Annotated in this window: 26 protein-coding genes; 19 read left to right on the top strand and 7 right to left on the bottom strand. The window is 42.1% G+C overall.

Going from position 1 to position 25,102, the window contains the following annotated elements; translation table 11 throughout:
* The 3 genes from B4K11_RS09570 to B4K11_RS09580 form a co-directional block, all read left to right on the top strand.
* A partial coding sequence (locus B4K11_RS09570; RefSeq protein WP_292959343.1) for a CobD/CbiB family cobalamin biosynthesis protein occupies positions 1-595 on the top strand: 595 nt, incomplete at its 5' end.
* Complete coding sequence (locus tag B4K11_RS09575; protein ID WP_292954662.1) at positions 592-1,707, top strand: aminotransferase class I/II-fold pyridoxal phosphate-dependent enzyme; 1,116 nt, start codon at positions 592-594, stop codon at positions 1,705-1,707. The genes B4K11_RS09570 and B4K11_RS09575, both read left to right, overlap by 4 nt.
* A gap of 57 nt (positions 1,708-1,764) precedes the next feature.
* Complete coding sequence (locus tag B4K11_RS09580; RefSeq protein ID WP_292954665.1) at positions 1,765-2,916, top strand: sirohydrochlorin chelatase; 1,152 nt, start codon at positions 1,765-1,767, stop codon at positions 2,914-2,916.
* 25 nt (positions 2,917-2,941) lie between these two features.
* On the opposite strand, the gene B4K11_RS09585 is transcribed toward B4K11_RS09580, so the two are convergent.
* Positions 2,942-3,355 carry an MmcQ/YjbR family DNA-binding protein gene (locus tag B4K11_RS09585; RefSeq protein WP_292954668.1) on the bottom strand — a complete coding sequence of 138 codons (414 nt, stop codon included), beginning with the start codon at positions 3,353-3,355 and terminating at the stop codon, positions 2,942-2,944.
* Between the two features lie 297 nt (positions 3,356-3,652).
* Between B4K11_RS09585 and B4K11_RS09590 the strand changes: the two genes are divergently transcribed.
* Positions 3,653-4,138, top strand: a complete 486-nt coding sequence (locus B4K11_RS09590) for a CreA family protein (RefSeq protein WP_292954671.1) — start codon at positions 3,653-3,655, stop codon at positions 4,136-4,138.
* A gap of 27 nt (positions 4,139-4,165) precedes the next feature.
* Here the strand turns inward: B4K11_RS09590 and B4K11_RS09595 are convergent, their stop codons facing one another.
* The gene (locus B4K11_RS09595) at positions 4,166-4,675 is read right to left on the bottom strand and encodes an HPP family protein (protein ID WP_292954674.1); all 510 of its coding nucleotides are present in this window, start codon (positions 4,673-4,675) and stop codon (positions 4,166-4,168) included.
* A gap of 211 nt (positions 4,676-4,886) precedes the next feature.
* On the opposite strand from B4K11_RS09595, the gene B4K11_RS09600 reads away from it, so the two are divergent.
* A complete protein-coding gene (locus B4K11_RS09600; protein ID WP_292954677.1) occupies positions 4,887-5,453 on the top strand; it encodes a TetR/AcrR family transcriptional regulator in 567 nt (188 codons plus the stop codon).
* Between the two features lie 155 nt (positions 5,454-5,608).
* Here B4K11_RS09600 and B4K11_RS09605 read toward each other — a convergent pair whose 3' ends face one another.
* Both B4K11_RS09605 and B4K11_RS09610 read right to left on the bottom strand, forming a co-directional pair.
* A complete protein-coding gene (locus B4K11_RS09605; RefSeq protein WP_292954680.1) occupies positions 5,609-5,764 on the bottom strand; it encodes a DUF2986 domain-containing protein in 156 nt (51 codons plus the stop codon).
* A 477-nt stretch (positions 5,765-6,241) separates the two neighbouring features.
* Complete coding sequence (locus B4K11_RS09610; protein WP_348703278.1) at positions 6,242-6,826, bottom strand: cytochrome P460 family protein; 585 nt, start codon at positions 6,824-6,826, stop codon at positions 6,242-6,244.
* 582 nt (positions 6,827-7,408) lie between these two features.
* Between B4K11_RS09610 and B4K11_RS09615 the strand changes: the two genes are divergently transcribed.
* The 6 genes from B4K11_RS09615 to B4K11_RS09640 all read left to right on the top strand — a co-directional run bounded on the left by B4K11_RS09615 (position 7,409) and on the right by B4K11_RS09640 (position 13,446).
* On the top strand, positions 7,409-9,421 hold the full coding sequence (locus B4K11_RS09615; RefSeq protein ID WP_292954683.1) for a methyl-accepting chemotaxis protein: 2,013 nt from the start codon (positions 7,409-7,411) through the stop codon (positions 9,419-9,421).
* A 724-nt stretch (positions 9,422-10,145) separates the two neighbouring features.
* Entirely contained in the window at positions 10,146-10,355 is a 210-nt protein-coding gene (locus tag B4K11_RS09620) for a cold-shock protein (RefSeq protein ID WP_292954686.1), read from the top strand.
* A gap of 362 nt (positions 10,356-10,717) precedes the next feature.
* Positions 10,718-10,855: a hypothetical protein gene (locus B4K11_RS09625; protein ID WP_292954689.1), complete on the top strand. Its 138-nt coding sequence runs from the start codon at positions 10,718-10,720 to the stop codon at positions 10,853-10,855.
* Between the two features lie 30 nt (positions 10,856-10,885).
* Positions 10,886-11,089, top strand: coding sequence for a hypothetical protein (locus B4K11_RS09630; protein ID WP_292954692.1), 204 nt, complete (start codon positions 10,886-10,888; stop codon positions 11,087-11,089).
* Positions 11,090-11,165: 76 nt separating this feature from the next.
* Positions 11,166-11,873 carry a DUF445 domain-containing protein gene (locus B4K11_RS09635; protein WP_292954695.1) on the top strand — a complete coding sequence of 236 codons (708 nt, stop codon included), beginning with the start codon at positions 11,166-11,168 and terminating at the stop codon, positions 11,871-11,873.
* 139 nt (positions 11,874-12,012) lie between these two features.
* On the top strand, positions 12,013-13,446 hold the full coding sequence (locus B4K11_RS09640; RefSeq protein ID WP_292954698.1) for an aldehyde dehydrogenase family protein: 1,434 nt from the start codon (positions 12,013-12,015) through the stop codon (positions 13,444-13,446).
* Between the two features lie 57 nt (positions 13,447-13,503).
* On the opposite strand, the gene B4K11_RS09645 is transcribed toward B4K11_RS09640, so the two are convergent.
* The gene (locus tag B4K11_RS09645; protein WP_292954701.1) at positions 13,504-14,436 is read right to left on the bottom strand and encodes a DMT family transporter; all 933 of its coding nucleotides are present in this window, start codon (positions 14,434-14,436) and stop codon (positions 13,504-13,506) included.
* An 86-nt stretch (positions 14,437-14,522) separates the two neighbouring features.
* Between B4K11_RS09645 and B4K11_RS09650 the strand changes: the two genes are divergently transcribed.
* From B4K11_RS09650 to B4K11_RS09660, 3 genes are read left to right on the top strand one after another with little or no spacing between them, the layout of a single operon-like run.
* Entirely contained in the window at positions 14,523-15,431 is a 909-nt protein-coding gene (locus B4K11_RS09650) for a LysR family transcriptional regulator (protein ID WP_292954704.1), read from the top strand.
* Positions 15,432-15,476: 45 nt separating this feature from the next.
* Positions 15,477-16,241 carry a class I SAM-dependent methyltransferase gene (locus B4K11_RS09655; protein ID WP_292954707.1) on the top strand — a complete coding sequence of 255 codons (765 nt, stop codon included), beginning with the start codon at positions 15,477-15,479 and terminating at the stop codon, positions 16,239-16,241.
* 53 nt (positions 16,242-16,294) lie between these two features.
* Positions 16,295-16,972, top strand: coding sequence for a tRNA (adenine(22)-N(1))-methyltransferase TrmK (locus tag B4K11_RS09660; protein ID WP_292959344.1), 678 nt, complete (start codon positions 16,295-16,297; stop codon positions 16,970-16,972).
* Positions 16,973-17,011: 39 nt separating this feature from the next.
* On the opposite strand, the gene pyrC is transcribed toward B4K11_RS09660, so the two are convergent.
* Entirely contained in the window at positions 17,012-18,043 is a 1,032-nt protein-coding gene (pyrC, locus tag B4K11_RS09665; RefSeq protein WP_292954713.1) for a dihydroorotase, read from the bottom strand.
* Between the two features lie 205 nt (positions 18,044-18,248).
* Here pyrC and B4K11_RS09670 point away from each other — a divergent pair, with 205 nt between their 5' ends.
* Complete coding sequence (locus tag B4K11_RS09670; RefSeq protein ID WP_292954716.1) at positions 18,249-20,201, top strand: diguanylate cyclase domain-containing protein; 1,953 nt, start codon at positions 18,249-18,251, stop codon at positions 20,199-20,201.
* A 51-nt stretch (positions 20,202-20,252) separates the two neighbouring features.
* On the opposite strand, the gene B4K11_RS09675 is transcribed toward B4K11_RS09670, so the two are convergent.
* A complete protein-coding gene (locus tag B4K11_RS09675; RefSeq protein ID WP_292954719.1) occupies positions 20,253-20,582 on the bottom strand; it encodes a hypothetical protein in 330 nt (109 codons plus the stop codon).
* 263 nt (positions 20,583-20,845) lie between these two features.
* Between B4K11_RS09675 and dnaX the strand changes: the two genes are divergently transcribed.
* The 4 genes from dnaX to rnd are packed head-to-tail and all read left to right on the top strand — an operon-like array spanning position 20,846 to position 25,080.
* Complete coding sequence (dnaX, locus tag B4K11_RS09680; protein ID WP_292954722.1) at positions 20,846-22,948, top strand: DNA polymerase III subunit gamma/tau; 2,103 nt, start codon at positions 20,846-20,848, stop codon at positions 22,946-22,948.
* A 16-nt stretch (positions 22,949-22,964) separates the two neighbouring features.
* Positions 22,965-23,291: a YbaB/EbfC family nucleoid-associated protein gene (locus tag B4K11_RS09685; RefSeq protein WP_292954725.1), complete on the top strand. Its 327-nt coding sequence runs from the start codon at positions 22,965-22,967 to the stop codon at positions 23,289-23,291.
* Between the two features lie 3 nt (positions 23,292-23,294).
* Positions 23,295-23,894, top strand: coding sequence for a recombination mediator RecR (gene recR / locus B4K11_RS09690; RefSeq protein ID WP_292954728.1), 600 nt, complete (start codon positions 23,295-23,297; stop codon positions 23,892-23,894).
* Positions 23,895-23,904: 10 nt separating this feature from the next.
* Positions 23,905-25,080: a ribonuclease D gene (gene rnd / locus B4K11_RS09695; RefSeq protein WP_292954731.1), complete on the top strand. Its 1,176-nt coding sequence runs from the start codon at positions 23,905-23,907 to the stop codon at positions 25,078-25,080.
* Positions 25,081-25,102: the final 22 nt, after the last annotated feature.

Consider the following 25,102-nt stretch of genomic DNA (forward strand, 5'->3'; position numbering starts at 1 on the left):
GGCTGTAGGAATGATTGTCAGCCGAGATACCTCAGAGTTAAGAGAAGAAGCGATCGCTTCGGCGGCGACTGAGTCTGTTCTAGAAAATGGGGCAGATGCTATTTTTTCCGCTATTTTTTGGTTCTGTTTACTTGGAATTCCAGGCGTGATTCTTTATCGCCTGAGTAATACCTTGGATGCTATGTGGGGTTATAAAAGTGAACGTTATTTGCAGTTTGGTTGGTGTGCTGCGCGTATGGATGATCTGTTGAATTATGTACCCGCTAGGCTAACCGCTTTGAGTTACTCCCTGCTGGGGGATAGCGAATTAGCATTTAAGGCGTGGCGTCAGCAAGCAAAAACTTGGAAAAGCCCTAATGCCGGACCTGTTATGGCGTCGGGTGCGGGTGCGATCAATGTCTCCTTAGGTGGTGCAGCAATCTATCACGGTGAACTACAGCAGCGCCCAGCCCTAGGTCCGGAAGAGGGAGAGGCTCCTTCTGCGAAAAGTATTGAGGATGCCTGTGAGTTGGTAAACCATGTGTTGGTGTTTTGGATTGCGGTTATCTATTTTGTTACGGCGGTAGTGGTTTCAGTACAGAGTAGCGCTTTGTGAGCCAATTGATTCATGGGGGTGATATAGTCACGGCAAGTGCGCAATACGGTGTGCCGGTTGATGATTGGATCGATCTTTCAACAGGCATCAATCCTTGCTCTTATCCTTTGCCATCATTGGGTGAGCACTGTTTTCAGCAGCTCCCTTATCAAACAGATGCGTTCAAAGATGCAGTGACAGCGTATTATGGCGTTACAGATTTCCTTGCCTGTAATGGCTCTCAGCATGTCATTGAATGTTTGCCCGGTTTTTTGCCTTCGCACCCTGTTTTACTGCCGGATCTTGGTTACCAAGAGCATCGCGATAGCTGGCAAAAGAAGAGTGCTGAATGTTGTTTTTATTCAGCGGATGATTATGACCAATCGGTCAGCGTTATCGAGCAGCGACTCGCTGAAGGTAAGCCGTTTCACTTAGTGGTGATTAATCCAAATAACCCTACAGGGCTAAGCTTTAGCGCAGAAAAATTGATGTATTGGGCTGAACAGATGCCCGAAGGCGGTTATCTAATTATTGATGAAGCCTTTATTGATCTAAAACCGGAACAGAGCCTTCTATCAGATTATGATGCGTTTACACGTTTAAATAATCTGTGGGTGCTGCGCTCATTTGGTAAGTTTTTTGGCCTGGCCGGGGTGCGTTTAGGTTTTCTGTTTGGTCCTTCAGATCTGTTGAAAACCATAAGCGGGCATCTAGGCCCGTGGGCAGTAAACGGGCCAGCCCAAGCGATTGCTGTCAGTGCACTCAATGATAGTTCTTGGCAGCAAACAGCACGGATGCGGATTCAGCAGAACAGTGATGCGATGCTTGAATTGTTTAAGCCTCTTTTTCACAAGGTTTTTTCTCGTGGTGAAGATCTCATCGAGACTGATATATCTAAGATGGGAAACGCAGGGCTTTTTAATAGCGGGTGGATAGAGTCTTCGCTTGCCAACCAACTCTATGATTTTTTTGCTCAGCGTGGTGTCTTAGTTAGAGTGATTGATGGGAATGACTTAGCTCCTCAGCGAGCAGGTTACAGTCTGCTGAGATTGGGCATCGTAGATAAAAATGATGCTGCTGTGACTGAAAAGTTACAGCAAGTTATAAGTGAGTATATTTTAACGTTGGATTGATCTAGAAAAGAGGCTGCAATTAAGTTTCAGCTAGGTAAAATTCAGCAATTATTTTTTATGTTTTTTGGAGATAGCCCAGTGCCTAAAAAAGGTATTATGGTGTGTGGTCACGGTAGCCGTGACAAAGATGCAGAACGTGAGTTTGGCCGAGTAGCGGCAGGATTAAAGAAACGTTTTCCTGATATGCCGGTAGAGTATGGCTTTTTAGAGTTTTCTGCACCTAATATCCATATGGGGCTCAATTCGTTGCTAGAGCAAGGGGTTGAAGATATCTATGCGGTTCCGGGCATGTTGTTTGCGGCCACTCATGCTAAAAATGATATCCCTTCAGTTTTGACAACCTATGCTGAAAAGAATGATGGGGTCGCTGTTCATTATGGTAAAGAGTTAGGCCTGCACCCGGCGATGATCGAGGCTTTCCAAGCGCGTATTTATGAATCACTGGGTCTTGATCCCGAGAACCCTCCAGAAAATTTGTATGACACTATGCTTGTGGTTGTCGGTCGCGGTACTTCAGATACTGAAGCTAATGCTGAAGCGGCAAAGTTAACCCGTATTGTAAATGAAAATATGGGCTTTGGTTGGGCTGATACGGTCTATTCTGGGGTGACCTATCCATCGGTAGGCGTGGGTTTAGAGCGATTAACGAAACTAGATTTTAAGCGTATTGTTGTAGCGCCTTACTTCCTATTTACGGGCCGTCTGATCAAACGTATCTTTGGCTATGTGGATAAAGTTGCGGCTGAAAATCCAGCGTTTGAATTTATTAAAACGCCTTATCTGAATGATCACGAAAAAGTGATTGATGCATTTGAAGTGCGGGTACGTGAAATACTGGATGATAACGCGCCTAGCGGAACTGAAAGTTTAATGGACTCTTTCCAGCGCCGCTTAGCTGCTGGAGAGGTGGATATCCACCATCATCATGCAGAATTTGATCCAAATGAAAATCTGGATAAAAGCACTGAGCATGGACACTCTCATTCACACAGCCATAGCCACTCGCACGATCATAACCACTCTCATGATAACGGGCATGGGCATTCACATGGTGTGTATAAGCATATTGGCCATCCATTAGGCCCACGCACTATGATTGGTGAAGGTGTTTGTTGCTGCTTTATGAGCCAGTTTACGCAAGAAATTTTAGATGAAGAAAAAGAGCGTGTTCTCCTATGTAAGCCGGAGGACGCGTTGGCACATAAGTAAAGAGTTGATCAAATTGCTCTGCTCATTAACGATAGAGTTCTTCGGGTGAGTAGAGCAACTCCAAATGTTGTCTTTCTGATTTTTTAAGCCCTTTCACTACCAGCCCATACGATCGGTCAATAAGTCTCTCTATCTCTTTTTCAGGCATAGTATCTTTAAGAACAACGCTGTTCCAATGCTTTTTGGACATATGGTAACCAGGCATGACCTCAGGGAAAATGTCTCTTAACATTGATGCTTCTTCTGGATCGCATTTCAAATTAATAAATGCATAGCCGGCATATTCGATACCCAACTCTTTACCCGTGTCTCCACTGATGCCGAGTAAGCCAAACATTTTATTTTTAACTTTAAACACAGCAACGTCAGGACCAAAAGGGTAATCTAACTCGGCTTTGGGGCGAGAAAGGCAGTAATTTTTAGCTTGTTCAAAGTCCATTTTACACCTCATCTTGATTATCGTTGATTAGCTGTGAGCTTTTGGATAGTACGCTTACCTAGAGCCAGATTAGTAAATGTTGCGAGGTTTGCGAAGCTGCCTTTAATTTAACAACTGATCGCATGATGGCTCAAATTTTATTGCGATTACAAACTTGTTCTTAGATACTTTCAAATTCATAGCTACTTTCTAGTTAATAGATACTTTCCAATTCATAGGCGCTTTCTAGTTAATAGATGCTTTCTAATTCGTAGAAAGCTCCCTTAAGGGCTTGTTGAATTTAAAATGGACTTAAACATGTTTTTCAGAGCGGGCTGTAAAGGTCAAAAGCTATTTGCAATTGCTGCATTATCGATATTTATTTCTGGGTGCAGTGATGATGAAGTTGGTGATGTTTCACTTGGTTTTTTGACTACCAAAGATATCAAAATCAGTGTGCTGGTGGACCCGATAGTTTCAGGGGTAACTTGCCATGTAGCAAATATTGAAGCTGATCTGGACTTTGCAGATCCCAGTGATGGTTCTATTGCTTGTCGCCAGACAGGGGCTATAACCGCAGAGATGATCAGTAAAATAGACAAATCAAAATCAGGCGAGGTGGTCTTTAAAAAGTCTAAAAGTATTCTTTTTAAGTCACTTAAAATTCGTCGTATTTACGATGGCCAGTCACAAACACTTATGTATGTTTCTTACTCAACTAAAGAGACCTCTGGAAGCTATAAACATAGCTTATCTACAGTCCCTCTATGGGGAACCCAGGCCTACGGCGTAGTGACTAAATAGAATGGGAGCATTATGGTACAGCTCTAACTACCAGTATTTAGGGTAGTTAGAGTTTCTGCTTAGGTTTAGGTAGATGAGCGCTATTAGTAAAATAAGTAGCGAACCGCTGAGTGTTGGAAAAAGCAAGAAATCCCAGTTTGGATACATCATAAATACGATCACTGGATTGGAACCCGCAGGTGGATGGACGGTACGTGTTGCCATCATCACCGCAATAGCTGTTGCTACGGCCATAGCTAAGGCCCACCATGTTGCGCCAAAAAGTGCTAGAAAACTAAGGCCAACGAGCGAACTTAAAAAATGGCCGAGTACTAAATTACGCGGTTGCGAGAAGGGGGCATCTGGAAAACCAAAAACGAGTACACAAGATGCGCCAAAAGATCCCAGTATAAGCGCTACTTGGAAGTTTTGAGCAAGCCCAGCGATTACAGCTATTGTTATGAACCCACCGAACCATGCTAAAAGAATATTCTGCCTACTTGGAAGGGGTGGGAGCTGTGTATTATCTCCCCTAAGTTTATCGAAGAAGTTTTCCATTATTGAGTTTCCCAATGTCTAGTTTTGTTTATTAATAGAGTTGTAGACCGATCTGTCTACTTTGTATGGTAGACAGGTCGGTCTACTTCTGTCAAGGTAGATTGCATTAAGTGACGAATGCTTGGATAGAGCAGAAAAAATTAGGGTATGTTTAAGCCGTGAGCTTAAGCATTAAAATGCCTATTGATATTTATGCTGTAGAGGCGGGTTGATGGAATCAAAGAGAAGTTTGCTTGTTACAGGAGCATTTGAGCTTTTTTATCAGAAAGGGGTTCATGCCGTTGGTATTAATGAAGTTTTACAGTATTCAGGAGTTGCTAAAAAAACGCTGTATCACCACTTTTCAGGTAAAGATGATTTAGTTGTTGCGACTTTAGAGTATAGAGATCAGTGCTTTTATGACTGGTTGGCTAATCGACTTAACCAAGCAGAGGATGGAGAGGGAAAAGTTACGGCGCTTTTTGATGCGTTAGATGACTGGTTTAATGATCGGGTAGAGGAATTGCAGCCTTTTACCGGCTGCTTTTTCATTAATGTCAGCGGTGAGTATGCAGATCCTGATTGCGAGATACATCGACAATGTCGACAGCATAAACAAAGAATAGCCTTACTGATCGCTGAGCAGCTAAGTATGTTTATTCCTGATAACGATTCACGCCAGGTTCTGCTGGATGCTCTTTGTATACTCAAGGAGGGAGCGATTACTCTTGCTCATGTGCAGGGAGATTTTTCAGCCGCTAAAAAGGCTAAGGCTACCGCGTTAATGCTTTTAAAGTAGTTGGCATTTAGACAGTTAAACAGTTAGAAAAGCTGTCGTTAGGCTGAACTAGGGTGTTAATGGTTTAAGATGAAGCTCTGGCTAATTTGATCTATGCAGTTCTAGCTACTTTTCAGCATGGCCCCATCAATGAATAGAAAGCGAGTCTGCTGCCTTTACGCTGACTCGTTTTGCTCGATACTGCTTTCCTGCAGTTTTTCTCTTTCCGCCTTAGAGATATAACGAGGTTTGTTCCCTGGAGGCGCGAGTTTAGCATTCGCTTTTTTAGCTCGTTTCTTTTGGATCTGAATAATTTTCTTCTTACGATTCATTTTGTAGCTCTTACAATTAAGGCCCAAACTAGGCTAATGACACATTATAGGTTTTTGTCAGAGAAAATCGAATATTAAGCACTCTTCATTATGGCCTGAACGACTGCTTATGTTGATAGGAGTGCTTATAAGGAGTCCAGTAACACTTGGAAGCATTCGAAACCCCTCTGTTAAAACCTTTTTTCAGCGAGATAAGCTCGTTTGTAACTTGTCGCTTAAAGTTAAAAGAGCGTAGCCGTAACGATCAATTCTATTTCTCGAGTTGGCGTGTTTTTTTGATTGAGTCATGCATTGAGTCTTATTTATATGATGTTGTTTATTTAGAATTATTTATAAGTCTAGACGTTTAAACCTGTAAGTAGATGAGAGAGTGAAATTCATTAACAATGAACAGTAATGGATATAAGGGTTGAGCGCTTCAGTTGTTTAAAATCAGAGCGTGTTTCTGTACACACTCTGACCTCATTCGTAGTGAGGTTATTTCATGCGTTGTTCTGAAATTATATGATCATAGGAAAATAAGTGATGGGATTCTGTTAGAGGTGCATGGCAGGCCGCACAGGCTGTTAGGTCTTTGCTAGCTCTTTCACCGCTTGGTTTGAATGCAGCAAAATCCCAATCATCATTACCTAAGCCTTTAGGGTATTCCTTGGCGGCTCCTTCTCGGCGTTCCATAACGGCGACTAGAGCGAATTTATTTGCCAGTCGTTCTCCTAAGCTGGAAGTTACAACTTTACCATCTTGATCTTTTTGGGCTTTATAGACTTCACCGATAATGACAGTACCGTAGGGCAGCTGACCGTTTTCCTCTATACCGCTTAAGCCCTTGTCGTTAATGTATAAACGTATGTATTGATCATGATTTTGTGTACGGTTTAAAGACAGATAAGGCGTGAACTTAGTTTTGTATTCAGCGGGAAAATCTACCTTATCACCTGGTCCTGCCCAGCATAATGTTGTAGTCAGTATTCCTGCTAAAAGTGCGGTTGTTTTTTTTATTTTGATCTCCTCACAGTAGTTATTTTTGTAATGTGGTGAATATCGATGTCTATTTGTTAAGATGTATTTTTAGTGCATGTTAATTGGTATAGCAAGTAAAAAAATCAAAATATGAAATATAAAAGTCAAGTTAGTGAGAATTTTTTAGTGTTAGAAAATAAAATACTATTGCATGTTTAGGTAATTATTATGTGCACAACTAGTTGCTAGAAAGGTTATTAATTCTGTACCTAGTCAATTCATAGCATAGGCATTTAGCATTTAGCATTTAGCGTTTTACGATTTCACGTAGAGCTAAGTTTTGAAGATGAAAATGCATTCTGACTAATCCTATCTATAATAATTATGTGGTTGATAGAAGTCGGGTCTAAATAGGTACAGCTAATATCGTTGATTTCTTTATTAACTATTTGATTTAAAAAGATAAAAACATAGTCTTTAGTTGATTTCTTGTGGTTCTTAAGTATTATTTTTGAGGGCTGTGCTTGTTCAAGGGAGGCAATAAAGTTTTTAATTGCTACTAATGTATAGAAAGTTGCAGTATTCGCGGTTTAAGGTTTAAGGTTTAAGGTTTAAGGTCTTAGTTTTAAGGTATAGCTCCTTTTTTAGGCTAAGGAAGGAGTGTGATTAGAAAGGTGATGAAGTATGTCCTGGTTTAGTCGTAGCAAGACTGCTAAAAACTCTTCAGTTGAAGAGCAAGTTATTAAAGTTAAATCAATTAGTAGTCGAGAGATTACAAGTGATAGTCTGTCTTCATTAGCTTTTGAAAATGCATCAACATCATTAGTCATTGCATTTATCTCACCGCATTTAGATTTTGAGGGCACTGTTCGTCAGATCCAGTCTGCAATGCCAACTGCATCGAAGATTGTCGGAATAATGACAGCCGGAGAGCTTAGCTCATGTGGTAGCTCTTTATATCATCAAGCTGATAGTCATTGGGATCATATTGTTATACAAAGTTATAGCAGCGAAATATTCTCGGAAGTGGCTATCCGGTCTATTCCTTTGCACTGTGAGGATATTCGTTCTGGCAATGTGACGATGACTCGCAAAGAGCGCGTGGCAAAATTCTCTCAAGAGTTCAAACGTATAAATGTACCTTTCGATATTAATTACCAAGATACGCTTGCGCTAACATTTTTTGATGGTTTATCTGCCAGTGAAAACTTCTTTATGCAGGGACTTTATGAAAGCGGGCAATTCCCTTGCTATTTTGTGGGAGGCTCAGCTGGAGGAAAACTCGATTTTCAGCAAGCGTTAGTGTTTGACGGGGATCGGGTTGCGCATAACCAAGCTGTTGTGATTTTTGTGAAATTGGCTGCAAATACTCGCTATGGTGTATTGAAGGCTCATAACTTCGAGAAAACATCGACCTCTTTTGTCATTGCAGAATCTGATGTCCATACGCGTGTGGTTAAGTCAGTTATTCCGGATGGTAATCATGAACTCTCTACGATAGTCGATCTGCTATGTGACCACTTTAAGTGTTCCGCTTCTGGCCTTGGAGATGCGCTTAACGGTTATTCATTCGCGGTTGAGATTGGTGGGGAGCTATTTGTTCGTTCAATCGCAGCCATCAATGAAGATGATGGCAGTATTGCTTTCTTCTGTGATTTGGAGTTTGGCGATAGACTCTATCTAGTCAAAGCTAAAGATTTTGTGCAAGCGACGGGACAAGCTTATCGCAACTTTATGCATGGTAAATCAGGGCAGCCTGTTGCTATGTTGGCTAATGACTGTGTATTACGACGGTTGAATAATGCAGTTAATCTCTCTCAGGTTCATGATTTTAAAGATATTACTGTTGCAGGCTTTTCCACCTTTGGTGAATTATTAGGTGTGCATATGAACCAAACGCTCACCGCATTATTCTTTTTTAAAGTAAAGGAAGGTGAGTCGTTTCAGGATGAGTATGCGGATAAATTCCCATATCACTACAGTAACTTCCGCCAGTACTTTCTGAATTCCCGTATTAATAGTTTGGAGCAGATCAACCAGTTACAAAGTAACTTGGTTGAATGTATGGGAGAGTATCGTCCTTTACTTCGCAAGATGGTGGATAGTTTCGGTGAGGTGGCTGGCTATGCTCAGACAACCGGTAGTGTGCTTAATGATATTCAGCAGCGCTTTTTAGGTTTCTCCCAGGATATTGAAACTCAGTCTGATGACAGACAAGAGTTGCATACAAAGGTTGAAGATCTAAGGCAGAATTCTGAAGAGGTCTTGTCCATCTTAAGTGTGATTTCAGGTATTGCTGACCAAACCAATCTGCTTGCATTAAATGCGGCTATTGAGGCAGCCCGTGCTGGTGATGCGGGTAGGGGGTTTGCGGTTGTTGCCGATGAGGTAAGACAGTTATCCCATAATACTCAACACAGTTTGGATGAAACCGGAAAAACGGTTCATGCTGTAACTAGTTCGATTAGTTCAATCCGAGAGACGATTACAGATACTGAAGCCTTTATGACTAGGATTTCTGATAGTTCTAAGACATTAAGTTCTGAAATGGTGAGTCTGGTGGAGTCTTCTTCACGAGCAGATCAGCAAGTTAGAGACAGTATTGAATACATCTCTGATGTTGAGTCTGAAATGGATCATATTGATCGGGAAGTGGAGTCTATAGATCGCTTACGGCAGTTAGACACTAACCGTTAGTTTAAAAAACTTGAGGTTGGCGTAAATACAGTTACGCTGACCTCATACTCGGTTACAAAAAACAACACCTATTGTTTACTCTTATCTACATTAATGAAGTACCTGTTTGAAATGACTCACTTGGCTTTCTTCCCTTTATGGAAACGTTACCAACATTGGCACATGCGCCGAGTGTTATTATTGGGTAATAAAGGGATGTTTCATGTTTGTGTTGGTTACAATCTTTTTTAAAGGGTAAAAATCAATCAGATATAAGAATCTATATAACGGGTGAGTTAAATGAGCTACCTAGTTATGTATCTGATCATCCGTTGGTGAGTATTCATCAAGGAAGACTTTGTTGGAGTACTGTTTCTTCGGAACTATCAACAGAAAGTGTAGGTGATTGTTACATATGCGGGCCTAAAGTGATGATGAAATAGGCAGGGGATCATTTAGGGCTAATCGTTGGAATGTGTTTAAAGAATCATTTTAATAAAGATAGTGATTCACATTATCTAGCGACTATCTCTTAGTTAAACCACAAAGAGTCCGTGCTTTATAAATGCTTGACTCTGATAAATTTTTTATATATGATTCAGTCAGCTTGATATTTCTCCGCTATTTATGCACAACCATTTCGAAGTATTCCTGAATTCCTCGTCCTGTTTTCATAAGTAAAAGTAAAAGATCGTGCAAAACTGGCTCATTAGAGCTCATTATTTATTTAAAATAGGATACGAACATGTCTAATACTACAACTGGTACTGTTAAGTGGTTTAACGAAGAGAAAGGTTTTGGTTTCATCGAGCAGCAGTCTGGTCCAGACGTTTTTGCTCATTTCTCTGCTATCCAGGGTGACGGCTTCAAAACTCTTGCTGAAGGCCAGCAGGTAGAATTTTCTGTTACTCAGGGCCAGAAAGGTCCACAGGCTGAAAACATTCGCCCTGTATAAGACAGAATTACTTTTTTAATTCGTAAGAATTAAAATGAAGAAGAGCATGAATTATTCATGCTCTTTTTATTTTCCCCTCCGCTTTAATTTATCTATCTGAAATACCAAAGCGTTTTATACGCCTGTCTACAGCTACCTCTCTGTTATATAGCTTAACTTCTTTTTGCTTTTACCTTTTATGTGGTTTTTACAGTTTTTGTCATTTCTATTGGCCTCGTGAACCAATGTTTATTGGTGTTTAGGTCTTAATTAGAGCCATATATTAGGAGTAAACTATTTTGCTGAGGAATCTTAGTGAAAATCTATGTGTATCAAAGTTTGAAGGTATAAACTATGATCAATGGGCTTGTTATGAGCCTCTTATGACTGAGCACAAGTCAAAACGGCAAACGTGGAAGCGTATTACTGGATTAATGTCTGCCGAATCAATGGACTCATTTTTGGCAAAAAACTATCCTGCAGAGCATGCCACCAATCAGTTCTGTGACATTATTAATTAAGTCTTTACTAGATTAAGTGAACTTGAATCAATGGATAAGCCTTTCATTCTAGAACGTATAAGTATTTTTGCGGGTAAACCAATTGACCCGGCTTCTGATTATCAAGTAAAAATGCTATTACGCGATAAGTTTAATATACAGCTTCCTCAACGTCGTACTCTAAATGAGTCTTTAGCTGCTGTCGCAAGTGACCATGAAGTCATTGGTTTAATTCTTAAGTACCGCGATAGCTAATTCATCCAGATCTTGATCCTCTTTTAAAAGTATCAATTTTTCAATATGATGCGCGGTACTGTATGGAGCCTTCATTATGAATAAAAGTTTACTGACTAATTTTTTAGCATTTTTAGTATTTTCTGCGGGTCTTATTGCTGAAGATGTTGTGTTACGCACTATAGGCTTATTTGCTTTGTCTGGTGCGCTCACTAACTGGTTAGCTGTCCATATGTTATTTGAGAAAGTGCCTGGATTGTATGGCTCAGGTGTTATCCCAGCTAGGTTTGAGGACTTTAAGCTTGGGATCAAATCGTTGCTCATGGAACAGTTTTTTACTGAAGAAAATATTGAGCGTTTTCTAGGTAGTGAAAATGGCCAGCAAGCAGACCTGCATTTAGCGCCTGTTATTGAAAAAGTGGATTTTTCACCCACGTTTGATTCTTTGATTGATGTTATCCAGGCCTCTTCGTTTGGCGGAATGTTGGCAATGGTTGGTGGTACTGATGCTTTAGAACCACTTAGAGAACCGTTCATTCAGAAAATGAAATTCTCTATTGAAGAGATGACTCGGGATGAACATTTCATCAAAATGCTACGTGATGAATTAGAAAGCCCTGATGTGATGGCAGAGATGCGTGTCAAGGTTGAATCAATCGTTCAGCAGCGCTTGAATGAGTTAACCCCTCAGTTGGTTAAAGAGATTGTGCAGCGAATGATCAAGGAACACTTAGGTTGGTTAGTTGTTTGGGGCGGCGTATTTGGTGGATTAATAGGTTTGCTCTCAGCAATGCTAGGCTTATAGAAATAATATCTTAGGATTGATTAGGGCTGCTCATTGAGTGGCCTTTTTTATTTATATAATGAAATTTGTAACCTTAAAATAATGCTCTTATAGTTAAGAGGTTAAGTATATTTTATTAGGTAATCATAGGTGCGATTTTATGCATAATCTGAAGAAGTTTTATATCAACGGTCAATGGGTTGAGCCAAGTGGTTCAGATGTTTGTAATGTGCATAATCCTGCGACAGATGAAATTGCCTCTCAGATATGTCTTGGTGACCAGGTTGATGTTGATAGGGCGGTCGATGCAGCGGTTATTGCCTTCGATTCCTTTAGTAAAACTGATAAAGCAGAGCGCGTAGCGTTGCTTGAGCGAATTATTAAATGCTACGAAGAGCGCGCGGAAGAGCTAGCGATTGCGACAACTGAAGAGATGGGCGCGCCTATAGTTTTTTCCCGCCAAGAGCAGGTAGGGGCAGGTCTTATGCATGTAAAAGTTGCTCTGAGTGTTCTTAAAAAGACCGATTTTAGTGAAGCGGTTGGTACGGCGACTATCGTTAAAGAGCCGGTGGGTGTGTGCGGTATGATTACCCCCTGGAATTGGCCGCTGAACCAGATTACGTGCAAGGTCGCTCCTGCACTCGCGGCGGGTTGTACTATGGTACTTAAGCCAAGTGAACTTGCCCCTCGTACCGCGCATATTTTTGCTGAAATTCTACACGAAGCGGGTGTTCCAGCAGGTGTTTTTAATTTAGTTGATGGTGATGGTCCTGTTGTAGGGGCGGCATTAAGTGCGCACCCTAAAATAGATTTAATCTCTTTCACCGGTTCGACTCAGGCAGGCAAGCAGGTTTCCATCGCAGCGGCTGCAAATCTTAAAAAGGTATCTTTAGAGCTGGGAGGTAAGTCTGCTGCAATTGTTCTGGATGATGCAGACTTCAATAAGGTGATCAAGCATAGCGTCAAGGGTGTGATGGGTAATACAGGGCAGTCCTGTAATGCGAAAACGCGTTTGCTCGTTCCTAAAGCTCGCTTAGCTGAAACGATTGAAATTGCACGTGCCGCAGCTGAATCGATACAGGTAGGTGATCCTATGGTGGAGGGGGCTCAGATGGGGCCTGTTGTGTCAAAATTACAGTGGGATAGAGTACAAGCGCTTATTCAGAAAGGTGTTGATGAAGGGGCTGTTCTTGTTGCCGGTGGTACAGGGCTTCCAGATAATTTAGGGGCAGGTTGTTACGTCAAGCCTACGGTTTTTGCGGAAGTAACACCGCAAATGACAATTGCTCGTGAAGAGATCTTTGGTCCTGTTGTAAGCATTATGACTTATGACTCGGAAGAGGAGGCGATTACGATTGCTAATAACAGCATCTATGGACTCTCTGGTGGTGTCTATTCAGCTGACCTTGAACGTGCCAAAGCCGTTGCGGCGCAGATGCGTACCGGTATGGTGCATATTAATGGTGCGCCAGTTGATGCGAGGGTGCCTTTTGGCGGCTATAAACAGTCAGGTAATGGCCGTGAATGGGGGCGTTACGGAATGGAAGAGTTTATGGAGACTAAAGCGCTGTTGGGGAGTATCCCAAGAGATTGATGCTTGCTTATACCATATGAAAAAACGCACCTGATGAGGTGCGTTTTTGTATTTAATTTAGGGTGTGTTAGTGGCTTTATTAAATCCTGGTAGGCGCTTTAGGGGGGTAGTTAAAAGCGCTAGGGCGAGGATGATTGTTAAAGCTGCAATAATTTCACCACTTGTTAAGCCTCTTCCCATCCAGATTGATTGCTCCAGCATCACAAGTACAGGCAGTCCGAAATGCCAACCACCGAGTTCAATAGTATCCAAACTGTGAGCAGCGTATTGGTATAGGAACATCGGAGCCGCCGTACAAATAACACTAATCCAAATGATGGCGAACCAAGCATCCGAAGAGGGTATGTTTGTTTGGATTAGCTTGAGGTCAAAAGCCAAGCTGATGATCAGAAGGCTTAGCATCACTGCGCCTGATAGTAGAAGAATCCAAACGGACCGCCATAAAAGAGGCATTCCTTTTCCTACTGTTTTTATTAAAAAGGGATTGGCGGTAAATAATAAGCAGCTGAGAATATAAATATAAAGCCAAGGTTCTCCTTTGGCTTGATTGAGTGCCTCAAGGCTTCCACCCACAGCAATATATATGGCTGCCACTGACCCTAAAAGCATACTAAGCACTATTTGAGCAGATGCGCGTTGCTGTCGTAAGAAGCTTACTAGAACCGGTGTGAGAGGGGCTATTGTGAATAAAACGGCTAACACAACGGGAGATTGCGTCTTAGCGGCGGTAAACGTCGATATAAAATACAGTGCTAACGGGGCGGCTAGAAGTAGCAAGCGCCACCATTCATCTTTTTGTGGAAGCTTAGGTAGTTTCGTATTACGGGCTATATAGATAACTCCTAACGCGGCACCTGCTATCCAAAATCGGCAGAGTACAGTCATGAGTGGGTCAACTTTATCTGCAAGCCAGCTAGCCAGCGGATAGGAACTGCTAATGACAACTAAGTAGAGAGCTGTGGCTGATCGCGCTTTTGAAAGTGAGGTCATAGTTCATCAATTCTGGAGTGAGGCTAGATCATCCTTGAATTGAGGCTATAATTAAATTTCATTTTATTAATTGAAGTATTCGTTTTATGCATATAAATCTGCAGAGCTTAGATCTTAATTTATTAAGGCTGTTTGCCTGCTTGTGGAAAACTCAGTCTGTAACTAAGGCCGCAGATTTAATGAACCTATCACAGCCTGCAACCAGTCATGCTTTAAAGCGCTTAAGGTCGCAGCTAGGTGACCCACTTTTTTCGTCTCAGGATGGAAAAATGCTTCCGAGTGTTAGGGCTCAGCAGTTAGCGGAACCTATTTTAAGTGCACTTAAGCTATTGGATGAGGCGGTAGGTGACAGTAGTAGTTTTGACCCCTGTGTGGATGAGCGGGTTTTTCGTATTGCCTCTAACCCACATTTTGAACTGGTGGTTTTGCCTCAGTTAATTAGGCTGTCTAGGGAGAATCACTGGAAAGTTGGTTTTGAGATGAAGCTTCAGCCTGATAATCCACGGGAAGCCTTGCTAGCAGGTCAGCTGGATCTGATCACAGGTATTTCAAATTGGCCTGGAGAGCCGTTAGATCTTCGACGAAGCTGTTGGGGAGAGGAGCGGTTTGGGGTTTTAGCTAAGCGTGATCATCCGCTGCTTCAAGGGGAGTATGTTGATTTAGCCGCTTTTTCACGTCAAGCTCAGCTGCGTATAACGATGTTGGGTGATGGGCAAGGTTATCTTGATTCATATTTAGAAAGCCAAGGCTTGTCCAGAGAGGTCGCTTTGACTGTAAATGGTTTTGGGGCAACGACACGTATTTTAGAAGAAAGTGATTGGGTCGTAGCGGTTTCAGAGCGTGTTGCAGAACACTATGTTACCGATGAGCTTAATTGGTTACCTCTAGAAAACCCTAACCACCTAATACAACTTACTGCATACTGGCACCCGTTGCAGGGGGTTGATGCAGGTATTCGTTGGTTACTCGATCAACTCAATCTGTGTCTACAATAAGTATGCACAGGGTGGCTTACCTTCAATTCAAAGATGGAGACTTTTATGTTTAATGGCAGATGTCTAGCGTTAGCGCTGTTAGTAATCATGGGGATATCTTTACCGTATGATGCATCGGCTTCTGATGAGCGTATTCAGAAATCTATAGCGTCTGATATTCGAACGGCAGAAGAAAAGCTTAGAGATTCTCGGCGTAAGCCATTAGAGACACTTCAGTTTTTTGGTCTTAAAGAAGATATGAAAGTATTGGAGTTATTCCCTGGAGGTGGTTGGTATACCAAAATTTTAGGTAATGTCTTAAAAGGGACAGGTGAGCTGCATTTAGCGATGGGTCTGAACTTTATGTCTGATGAGGTTAAGGCGTGGGGGCAGGGGCATCTGAATTATGTCAGTGAGGATAACCATGTGTGGCAGCGCTCTAAAATGCATCGGTTTATTCGCTATTATGACAAAATTGAGTTTGGTCTGGCTGATTTAGATATGGTTCTGACTTTTAGGAATATGCACAATATGACGCCTCAAAGTCGGATGTTGTTGAACCGGGAAGTTTATAAATCGCTTAAGCCTGGCGGTATTTATGGTGTGATTGATCATACAAGACGGCATATGGAGCCTTATGCTGTTGAGCGCTGGCGTAGAGTAGACCCTGTGAGAATCATTAAAGAGGCGCTTGATGCTGGCTTTGAGTTGGAGGCTTGGTCTGATCTCCACGCGAGAGCTGAAGATGGGCTTATTTATGATTCGGTACATCCAGCTATCGATAAATACAGTGATAGATTCACACTCAAATTTAGAAAACCCACTCGCTAAATTTTGCATGTCTGGTTTAGGTTATGTTTGGCTTTATTAAAAGAGGAAAAACATTGAAGCTACCTTTACGTTTAGAAGTGCTACAAAAGATGATTGCTTATCCTTATGGGCATGTATGGGATTGTTGCTGCGATCATGGTTATTTGGGATATTCAATTCTGAACGACCCGTCTATTCAAGGTGTTGTGCATTTTCTTGATGTGGTTGAGCCAATAGTTACCAATGTTAAAAGGGACCTAGAGAATTCAAGCTTTGATAATGAGCGTTGGAAGACACATTGTTTAGATTTGAAATCGTTAGTTTTACCGTTATCAGATAAAAAACAGTTACTGATTATTGCAGGGGTCGGTGGTGATTTAACGATAGATTTTGTTGAGGCTGTACTACGTAATAACCCAAATACTGAGGTGGAATTTTTACTGTGCCCCATTCGACAGCTTTATAAAGTGCGTGTCGAGCTTGATAAATTAGGTCTTAGTTTAGTTGAGGAGCGGATCGTAAAAGATAATGGCCGCTGTTACGAAATTATTTATTTATCAACAGGGAATAAGAGGAAACTTCATCCTGTAGGCGATCTTATGTGGGATTTAACACAGGATGATCATAGAGAATATCTTAATCAAAATATTCAACACTACCAGCGTGTGGAGAAACAGTTGAATGGCGCAGCATCACCTGCTTTAGCTGCCTATCTTGAAATAAAAAAATTAAGGGCTGCAAAGCAGCCCTAGTTATTATCTTTATTACTTAAAAGTACTTGTAGTTTGATGCTAGGATTTTACTTTCCACTCAATTTTTTCATTCGCGCGAATAGGCACTACATTATCTTCACCTAGTGGATAAGTTGCTGGAACATCCCAACTTTCTTTGACTAGGGTGATAGTGTCTTGGTTACGCGGAAGATTGTAAAAATCGGGTCCGTTAAAACTCGCAAAGCCTTCTAACTTATCCAGCGCTCCAGCTTCATCAAATACCTCTGCGTACAATTCAATTGCCGCGTGTGCTGTATAGGAACCGGCACAGCCGCATGCTGCTTCTTTAGCATGCTTCATGTGGGGCGCAGAATCCGTACCTAGGAAGAACTTCTTGCTTCCTGAGGTTGCTGCTTTTATCAGAGCTTCTTGGTGAATATTTCTTTTTAGAATGGGTAGGCAGTAGTAGTGGGGGCGAATCCCGCCTGCAAGCATATGGTTACGGTTAAAAAGTAGATGGTGAGCGGTGATGGTTGCCGCTACATTGTCACCGGCAGCTGCAACGAATTCAGCGGCATCTTTTGTTGTTATATGTTCTAGAACAATTTTTAAGTTTGGAAAATCATTAACTACATCTTTTAAGATTGAATCAATAAAGATTTTTTCACGATCAAAAATATCGATAGATGAATCGGTTACTTCGCCATGAACCAATAAAAGCATCCCCGCTTCCTGCATAGCTTCAAGAACAGGGTATATATTTTTGACAGATGTTACGCCTGAATCTGAATTGGTTGTTGCGCCAGCTGGGTATAGTTTTGCAGCAAAAATTTTGCCTGTAGCTTTTGCCTTGGTGATCTCTTCAGGCTGAGTATTGTCTGTCAGATAAAGAACCATAAGTGGCTCAAAATTACCTTGAGGCTGTTGAGCCATTATACGCTGGTGGTAGCCAAGCGTTTCTTCTGTATTGGTAACCGGTGGAACCAAATTGGGCATAATAATAGCGCGGCCCATATAGCGGCTTACGTCGCGAACTGTGTCTTTTAGTTGTACGCCATCTCGTAGGTGTATGTGCCAATCATCAGGGCGTTTAATCGTAATGGAAGTCATAGGTAAGCTCGCAAATCAATTCACTAAAATAGGGCTTATTATTTCATGGATAGGGCTGAAATGCTCAGCCGTATTAGAAATAGTACGAAATAATTATAGGGTTTTGTAAGGTCTTTATGTGCTTCAAGGTAATGTTCTACTCAACTAATAGAAGTTATTATATTAAACTATTTGAATGTAAGTCTGCTTGTTTTTTGTGGTTATTATGAAGTATCGAACGAAGTATGTATTAACAGTCGCCGTTGTGGGGATGTTGTTTCTATTTGGCCTGGCTGCATTAACATCCAGTCTCTTGCGCAGTATTACCTCAGAAGAGGTGGAGCATCGTGCCAAAGTGATCAATGACATGGTGAGTATTTTATTGCATCCAAGCATTGAAAGTGGCGAGTTTGCTCAGCTGAAAAAGCATGTGTCTTCTCTTATGGCGACGAACGAGTTGGTGTATCTGTATATCTACGCAGAAGATGGAACGTTGCTTGTTTCAGAAGGGATACATGATCATGATCACGATCATCAGCAACCATTGTTTTCTGAGAACTATGGTGGTTACCTTGATCAAGCTATTATGCTTTCGAACAGTGAAAATCAAGAATTTAATATTCACTATGGCGTTAAAGCCAGTGATCTTCTTGCATTGATTAAAAAGGCGGATCAAAAGGTATACACATTAGTCAGTTTAGAAGTATTGCTGATGATAATCGGGTCATACTTTGCGTTGAAGGTAGTATCACGCCAATTATCTCATCTTAGAAAAGCCAGTCATCATATAGCGAATGGGCGCTTCTCTTATCGGATACCTGCAGAAAGTTGCGGTGATCTGGTTGAAACGGCTGCAGCTTTTAATTATATGTGCAGTCGCTTAGAGCATTATGAATATATTCAGGATAAAAAGCATTTAAGGCTTAAAGAGCTTTCGCGAGCGGTTGAGCAAAGCCCTGTAGGGGTTGTGATGACAGATAGCGAGGGTGTTATTACTTATGCTAATCCGCGTTTTTATGCAGTTTCTGGGTATAAACAAGAAGAGGTGATCGGTGAAAACCCTAGGTTGCTCCAATCTGGATTGACCGAGACTCAAGAGTATTCTGAGCTTTGGGAAACAATCTCTAGCGGTGAAACTTGGCAGGGAGAGCTTCGAAATAAAAGGAAAGACGGCACACTCTATTGGGATAAAACCATCATCTCGCCTGTTAGTTCTGATGATGGGGAAGTTACGCATTATATTTCTGTTAAAGAAGATGTGACGGCATACAAGAAAATAGAGGAGCGAATGAGGGTCGCTACGACTGTTTTTGATGCGGCTTCTGAGGCGATCATGGTGACTGATCTTGAGGGAGTTATTACGATGGTAAACCCTGCCTTTTCTGAAATTACAGGTTTTAATTCTCAGGAGGTCTTAGGAGAAAGCCCGAGAATACTTAATTCAGGTCACCATGATGAACATTTTTATAAAGAGATGTTTGAAGAGTTAAAGCGGAGTAATCGTTGGGAAGGAGAGATCTGGAATCGACGTAAGTCAGGGGAGGTGTATCCTCAGTGGCAAACGATAGCGATGGTTCGTGATGAGGACGGTGAGCCTTTAGAATTTATTGCGCTGTTTTCTGATATTAGTAAGAGGAAACAAAAAGAGGATGAGATTCGTTATCGAGCTAACTACGATCCTTTGACGGGTATCCCGAACCGTAGCCTATTTAATGAACGTTTGGAGCAAGCGTTGCTTCTCTCTAAACGTAATAAAGTCGGCATGGCTTTGCTTTATCTCGATCTAGATGGATTTAAGCAGGTTAATGATAGTTATGGTCATCTTTTAGGTGATCAGGTGTTGAAGCATGTGGCGTCAAAGTTACAGGACTGTGTGCGGGAGTCTGATTCTGTAGGGCGTTTAGGCGGTGATGAGTTTGTTATTTGTTTGCCGAGCATAAAAAACTCCACTTGTGTGGTGAACGTTGCGGATAAAGTTATTCAGTCCCTTTCGCCCGCATTAGATCTTGGTGGTAAAAGGGTTCATATTGGGGCGAGCATCGGTATTGCAGTTTATCCTGCTGATGGTGAATCTTCCCAAGAGTTGTATGAACATGCAGATATAGCGATGTATCGTGCTAAGCATCGAGGGAAAAATCAATATTGTTTTTATGAAGACTGTGTATTAGCTAAAAGTTGAGGCGCATTAAGTTTGAAAACTTAGTCAGAGTGTATGCCGTTATTGTATTGGTTATTCATCAACCCAGATTGTTCGGACTGGATCACCAAAGTCATCATATATGACCTTTTCCTTCGGTGTTTTTAATCGGGTTGAGTTTTTAGAGGGGGAAGCCTTTTTCTTGCGGCGTGAATCTATCGCAGAGAGTAAGCCGTGAACTGGGGTGCGTTCTTGGGGTGAGGGACGGTCTAGGCTTGATTTATGCTGGTTGTAACGGCCATCAATTAGTGCAGATTCACCCATTTCTACTTGTTCTATTTCACCACCTTTTTTCAGAAACTGGGCGACCTCAGCATTAAGCTGATCTCGAAGTTCTGATTTAGATGTTCTTTTCTTAAACATGGGTGCTTGTCCACAAGAATTCTTGCCTAATTTTAAACCTAATTCTTATTGCTGGCGAGTTTCTCTGTAATTTATCTACAGATAAGGCTTAAGGGCTAGTTTGAAAGCGTTTGTTTGGGGGGGAGATGCGTATTTGTTAAGACGTTGTGTGAATCACGCGGTTGCCATAATAAGGGGATAAATCAAAAGGTTTCACTAGCGAAAAATAGGCGCAAAAGGTAGCATAGGAAACTGAATTTTAGACGATAAGCTGCATATATTCGATGAGTTATCAGGTTTTGGCGCGTAAATGGCGCCCCGCACGATTCCAAGAGATGGTAGGGCAAGAACATGTGTTAAAAGCGCTTGTTAATGCTCTAGATGATGATCGGCTTCACCATGCCTATTTGTTTACTGGTACACGTGGTGTGGGTAAAACCTCGATTGCTCGCCTTTTTGCAAAATCACTTAACTGTGAAACAGGCGTTTCTTCAACACCCTGTGGGCAATGTTCAGCGTGTACAGAGATTGCTGAAGGGCGTTTTGTCGATCTGATAGAGGTGGATGCGGCTTCTCGAACTAAGGTTGAGGATACACGTGAGCTGATGGAAAATGTGCAGTATGCACCGACCCATGGCCGCTACAAAGTATATCTAATAGATGAAGTTCATATGCTATCAACGCACTCTTTTAATGCGTTGCTGAAAACATTGGAGGAGCCACCTCCGCATGTGAAGTTCCTTCTTGCGACAACCGATCCACAAAAGCTTCCTATTACGATTTTGTCACGTTGTCTGCAATTTAATCTGAAAAATCTAATACCAGAACGAATTGTTAAGCATCTAACGTTTGTTCTAGGCGAAGAAAACATCGCGTTTGAAGAGCCTGCACTATGGTTGTTAGCTCGCTCGGCGGATGGTTCGATGCGTGATGCAATGAGCCTTACCGATCAGGCGATAGCGTTTGGAGCGGGGGCTATCAATGAAGCTGATGTCCGTGCAATGCTTGGCACAATTGATCAGCGCCTAGTCTACCAAATGCTTTATTGCTTAGCTGCGGGTGATGCGAAGGCATTGATGGCTGCTGTGACTGACTTAGCTCAATTTTCACCAGATTATAATACCGTCCTCGGTGATCTGATTAGTGTTTTACATCGTATTGCTTTGGCTCAGGCTATTCCTGATGCTGTGGATAACAGTATGGGGGATGTGGTTCAAATCAAAGAGTTGTCGGGTCAACTGACAGCTGAAGATATACAACTATATTATCAAGTGGCGTTAATGGGACGTAAGGATATTCCTTTTGTTCCAGACCCTCGTGAAGGGCTTGAGATGGTACTTTTAAGAATGCTTGCATTTAGACCTGCGGGTGCAGCGTCTCGGTCCGTTGAGCTGAGTAACACTGCAGCCCCTTCTGCTATAAGCGATCAAGCCAATTCGGAGCCTCAAGCAAAAATAGAACAGGGTCCTGTATCTACTGTTGCAGATGTACATCCTTCAGGCGTTTCCAGTACAACTACTGCTAATCCTAGTCATGAGGTTTCTGCATCAGCGGTTCAACCAGAAGTACCTCGATCGCAAGAGGTGACGCAATTACAAGAGCTTCAATTACAACATCCCCAGGAAACATCGACCGAGTCTCAGGCTGCAGCGCATTTTAACTCCAATGCTTCTGAAAACCCTGGTTTGGTGCCATCAAGTACACACTCAGGTCAAGAACAGCCGAGTGTTATGCCTGTTTATGAATCGGAAGCTCCACTGCAGTATGGTGAGCCAGAAGGGCACTTTAGCGGGGTAGCCCCAGCAAAAAAGTCTGAGGCTGAAAGCCTTGGAGGGAATCCCCCTCCATGGGACCTTGATGATCCGGTTGAGAGTAATAACGGACAGACGATTTCTCATGATGCTCAGGATGAACTCGCGGTACCTGCTGCGGTTGCTGATGAAATTTTTGAGATCGCAAAAAGTGATGTAGCAGTAGATGAATGCCCTAGGGATTTGCCTTCAATACAGCCACCTCACTGGGTTCATATCAGTCGCAGTATCGGTCTAAGCGGAATGACCGAAAGCCTTGCCACTCACCTTTCGTTAGAACAGGTAAGCTCGGATGGCGTAGTTTTACACTACACAAAAGATCAAAAAACGATGCTAAATGATATTCAACAGCAGCGTATTAGTGAGGCGTTATCAGCATACTGCAATGTTTCAGTCGATGTAGCATTTATCCAGGCAGAACAACAGCAAGAAACGCCCGCACAGTATTTGAACCGTAAGCGTGAAGAGCGACATTCTGCTGCTATCGCGTCAATTCGTAATGATGAAACGGTAAAGTTATTACAGCAGCATTTTGGTGCGCAGATCGAATTGTCATCTGTGGTACCTATCGATTAATGAAAGAGGAGAGAAAATGATGAAGGGTGGAATGGGCAATTTAATGAAGCAAGCCCAGCAGATGCAGGAAAACTTGCAGAAAGCTCAGGAGCAGATTGCACTTGCGGAACAGACCGGTGAGTCCGGCGCTGGCCTTGTTAAAGTTGTAATGAATGGGCGTCATGATGTTAAAAGTATTAATATCGATGACAGCTTGATGGAAGAAGAAAAAGAGATCGTAGAAGATTTAGTAGCCGCGGCAGTTAATGATGCGGTTAGAAAAATTGAAGCTTACACTCAGGAAAAAATGGCTGATGTAACCGGTGGTATGGGTATGCCTCCTGGTTTTAATATGCCGTTTTAATCTATGTCGTTTAGTCCTTTAATTCAGCAGTTAATAACGGCTTTACGCTGTTTGCCGGGTGTAGGCCCCAAATCTGCTCAGCGTATGGCATTTCACCTTTTAGAACGAGATTCTGAAGGGGCGTTATCTTTATCTGACATACTCGCTAAAGCGGTTTCAGATATTGGGCGATGTAAACAGTGTCGTACATTATCTGAGCAAGAGCTCTGTGATATTTGTCAGTCTGAGAGCCGTGATAAATCTACGCTATGTGTGATCGAGTCACCAGTAGATGTTTTAGCTGTGGAACAAACTGGCGGTTATAACGGCGTGTATTTTGTGCTTTCTGGACATCTTTCACCTATTGATGGTGTAGGGCCTGAGGATCTTGGTATTGATCAGTTGCTCGAGCTTGTTCAGAACACGGAAGTGAAAGAGATTATATTGGCAACGAACCCTACTGTAGAGGGTGAGGCTACGGCTCATTTTATTGCGGCGCAGTTGAAAGACCAAGATATCAAGGTATCACGCATAGCGCATGGTGTACCTGTTGGTGGTGAACTAGAGTTCGTTGATGGCGGTACTTTAGCACACGCTATGGCGGGTAGACGCTCTCTTCTTTGAGGATTTAAAGTTGTCGGATTACGATTGGAAAACATTAGAATCTTCTGCAGATCAGCCTATTTGGATATCTTCTGAGGAAGCACTTAGAGAGTATTGTCTGCATTGGCGTACTCTACCGCTCATTGCTTTAGATACAGAGTTTTTACGTGTAGAAACGTTTTACCCTATCGCAGGTTTGATTCAGGTTGCTGATGAAAAGCAGTGTTATTTAATCGATCCTCTAGAGATATCAGATTTCTCTGCGTTAGCTGAATTATTTGAAGATCAGTCTGTCATTAAATTAATGCATGCAGCAACCGAAGATCTTGAGCTATTTCTTAAAGTACTCGGAGTACTTCCACGGCCTGTCTTTGATACACAAATAGGTGCGGGACTGCTGAATTGGGGCTTTTCAATGGGTCTTCAGCGGATGTTAGAGCAGAAGCTTGATGTCCACATGGCAAAACATGAAACTACCTCAGATTGGTTGAAACGGCCCCTCACAGAGAGCCAGGAGCGTTATGCCGCTTTAGATGTTGCTTATCTGCCAGCTATCTATGAATTACAGAAGAAAGAATTTATAGATAGGGATACGTATACTTGGGCCGAGCAAGAAAACCAAGCGATGCTTGATAATGCCTTAGTTGATGATGTCGAGGGTTATGAGTATTACCTACGATTCACCCAGATGTGGCGTTGCCCTGAGCATAAGTTAGCTGCACTAAGAGATTTAACCGCTTGGCGTGAACGTATTGCGCGTGAACGAGATGTGCCTAGAAACCGCATTTTGCGTAACCAAGCTTTGTTGCAAATTATTGAAAATTGGCCGCGCAGTTTAGGTGAATTATCTAAATTAGATGAGATTAAGAAGCGGATTTTGCGTACTGATGGTGAAACTATATTAGGTTTCCTTCAGGGTGGTGCCAGTAGTGCTGAGCAATCCTCACCTAAGGCTATTCCTAAGCCGCTGCACTTTTTCTGGAATAAACATCTAAAGAAATTGAAAGCTATTTCTCGTAAGGAAGCTGAGGCTAACAATATCGCTCCTGAGATACTGTTAAGACGTAAAGAGTTGGAAGTACTTATACGTTCGGGTGTAGATCATGGTGAATATAGGCTGCCTATTCAGATGAGTAAGTGGCGACAGGAACTGATTGGACCTGCGCTGTTGGCTGAGCTGGAAAAAATTGATTGTCTAAGAAATTGATTGTCTAAGAAATTGATAGTTT

Source organism: Neptuniibacter sp. UBA6509 (assembly GCA_002435145.1).
Lineage (GTDB): Bacteria > Pseudomonadota > Gammaproteobacteria > Pseudomonadales > Balneatricaceae > Neptuniibacter.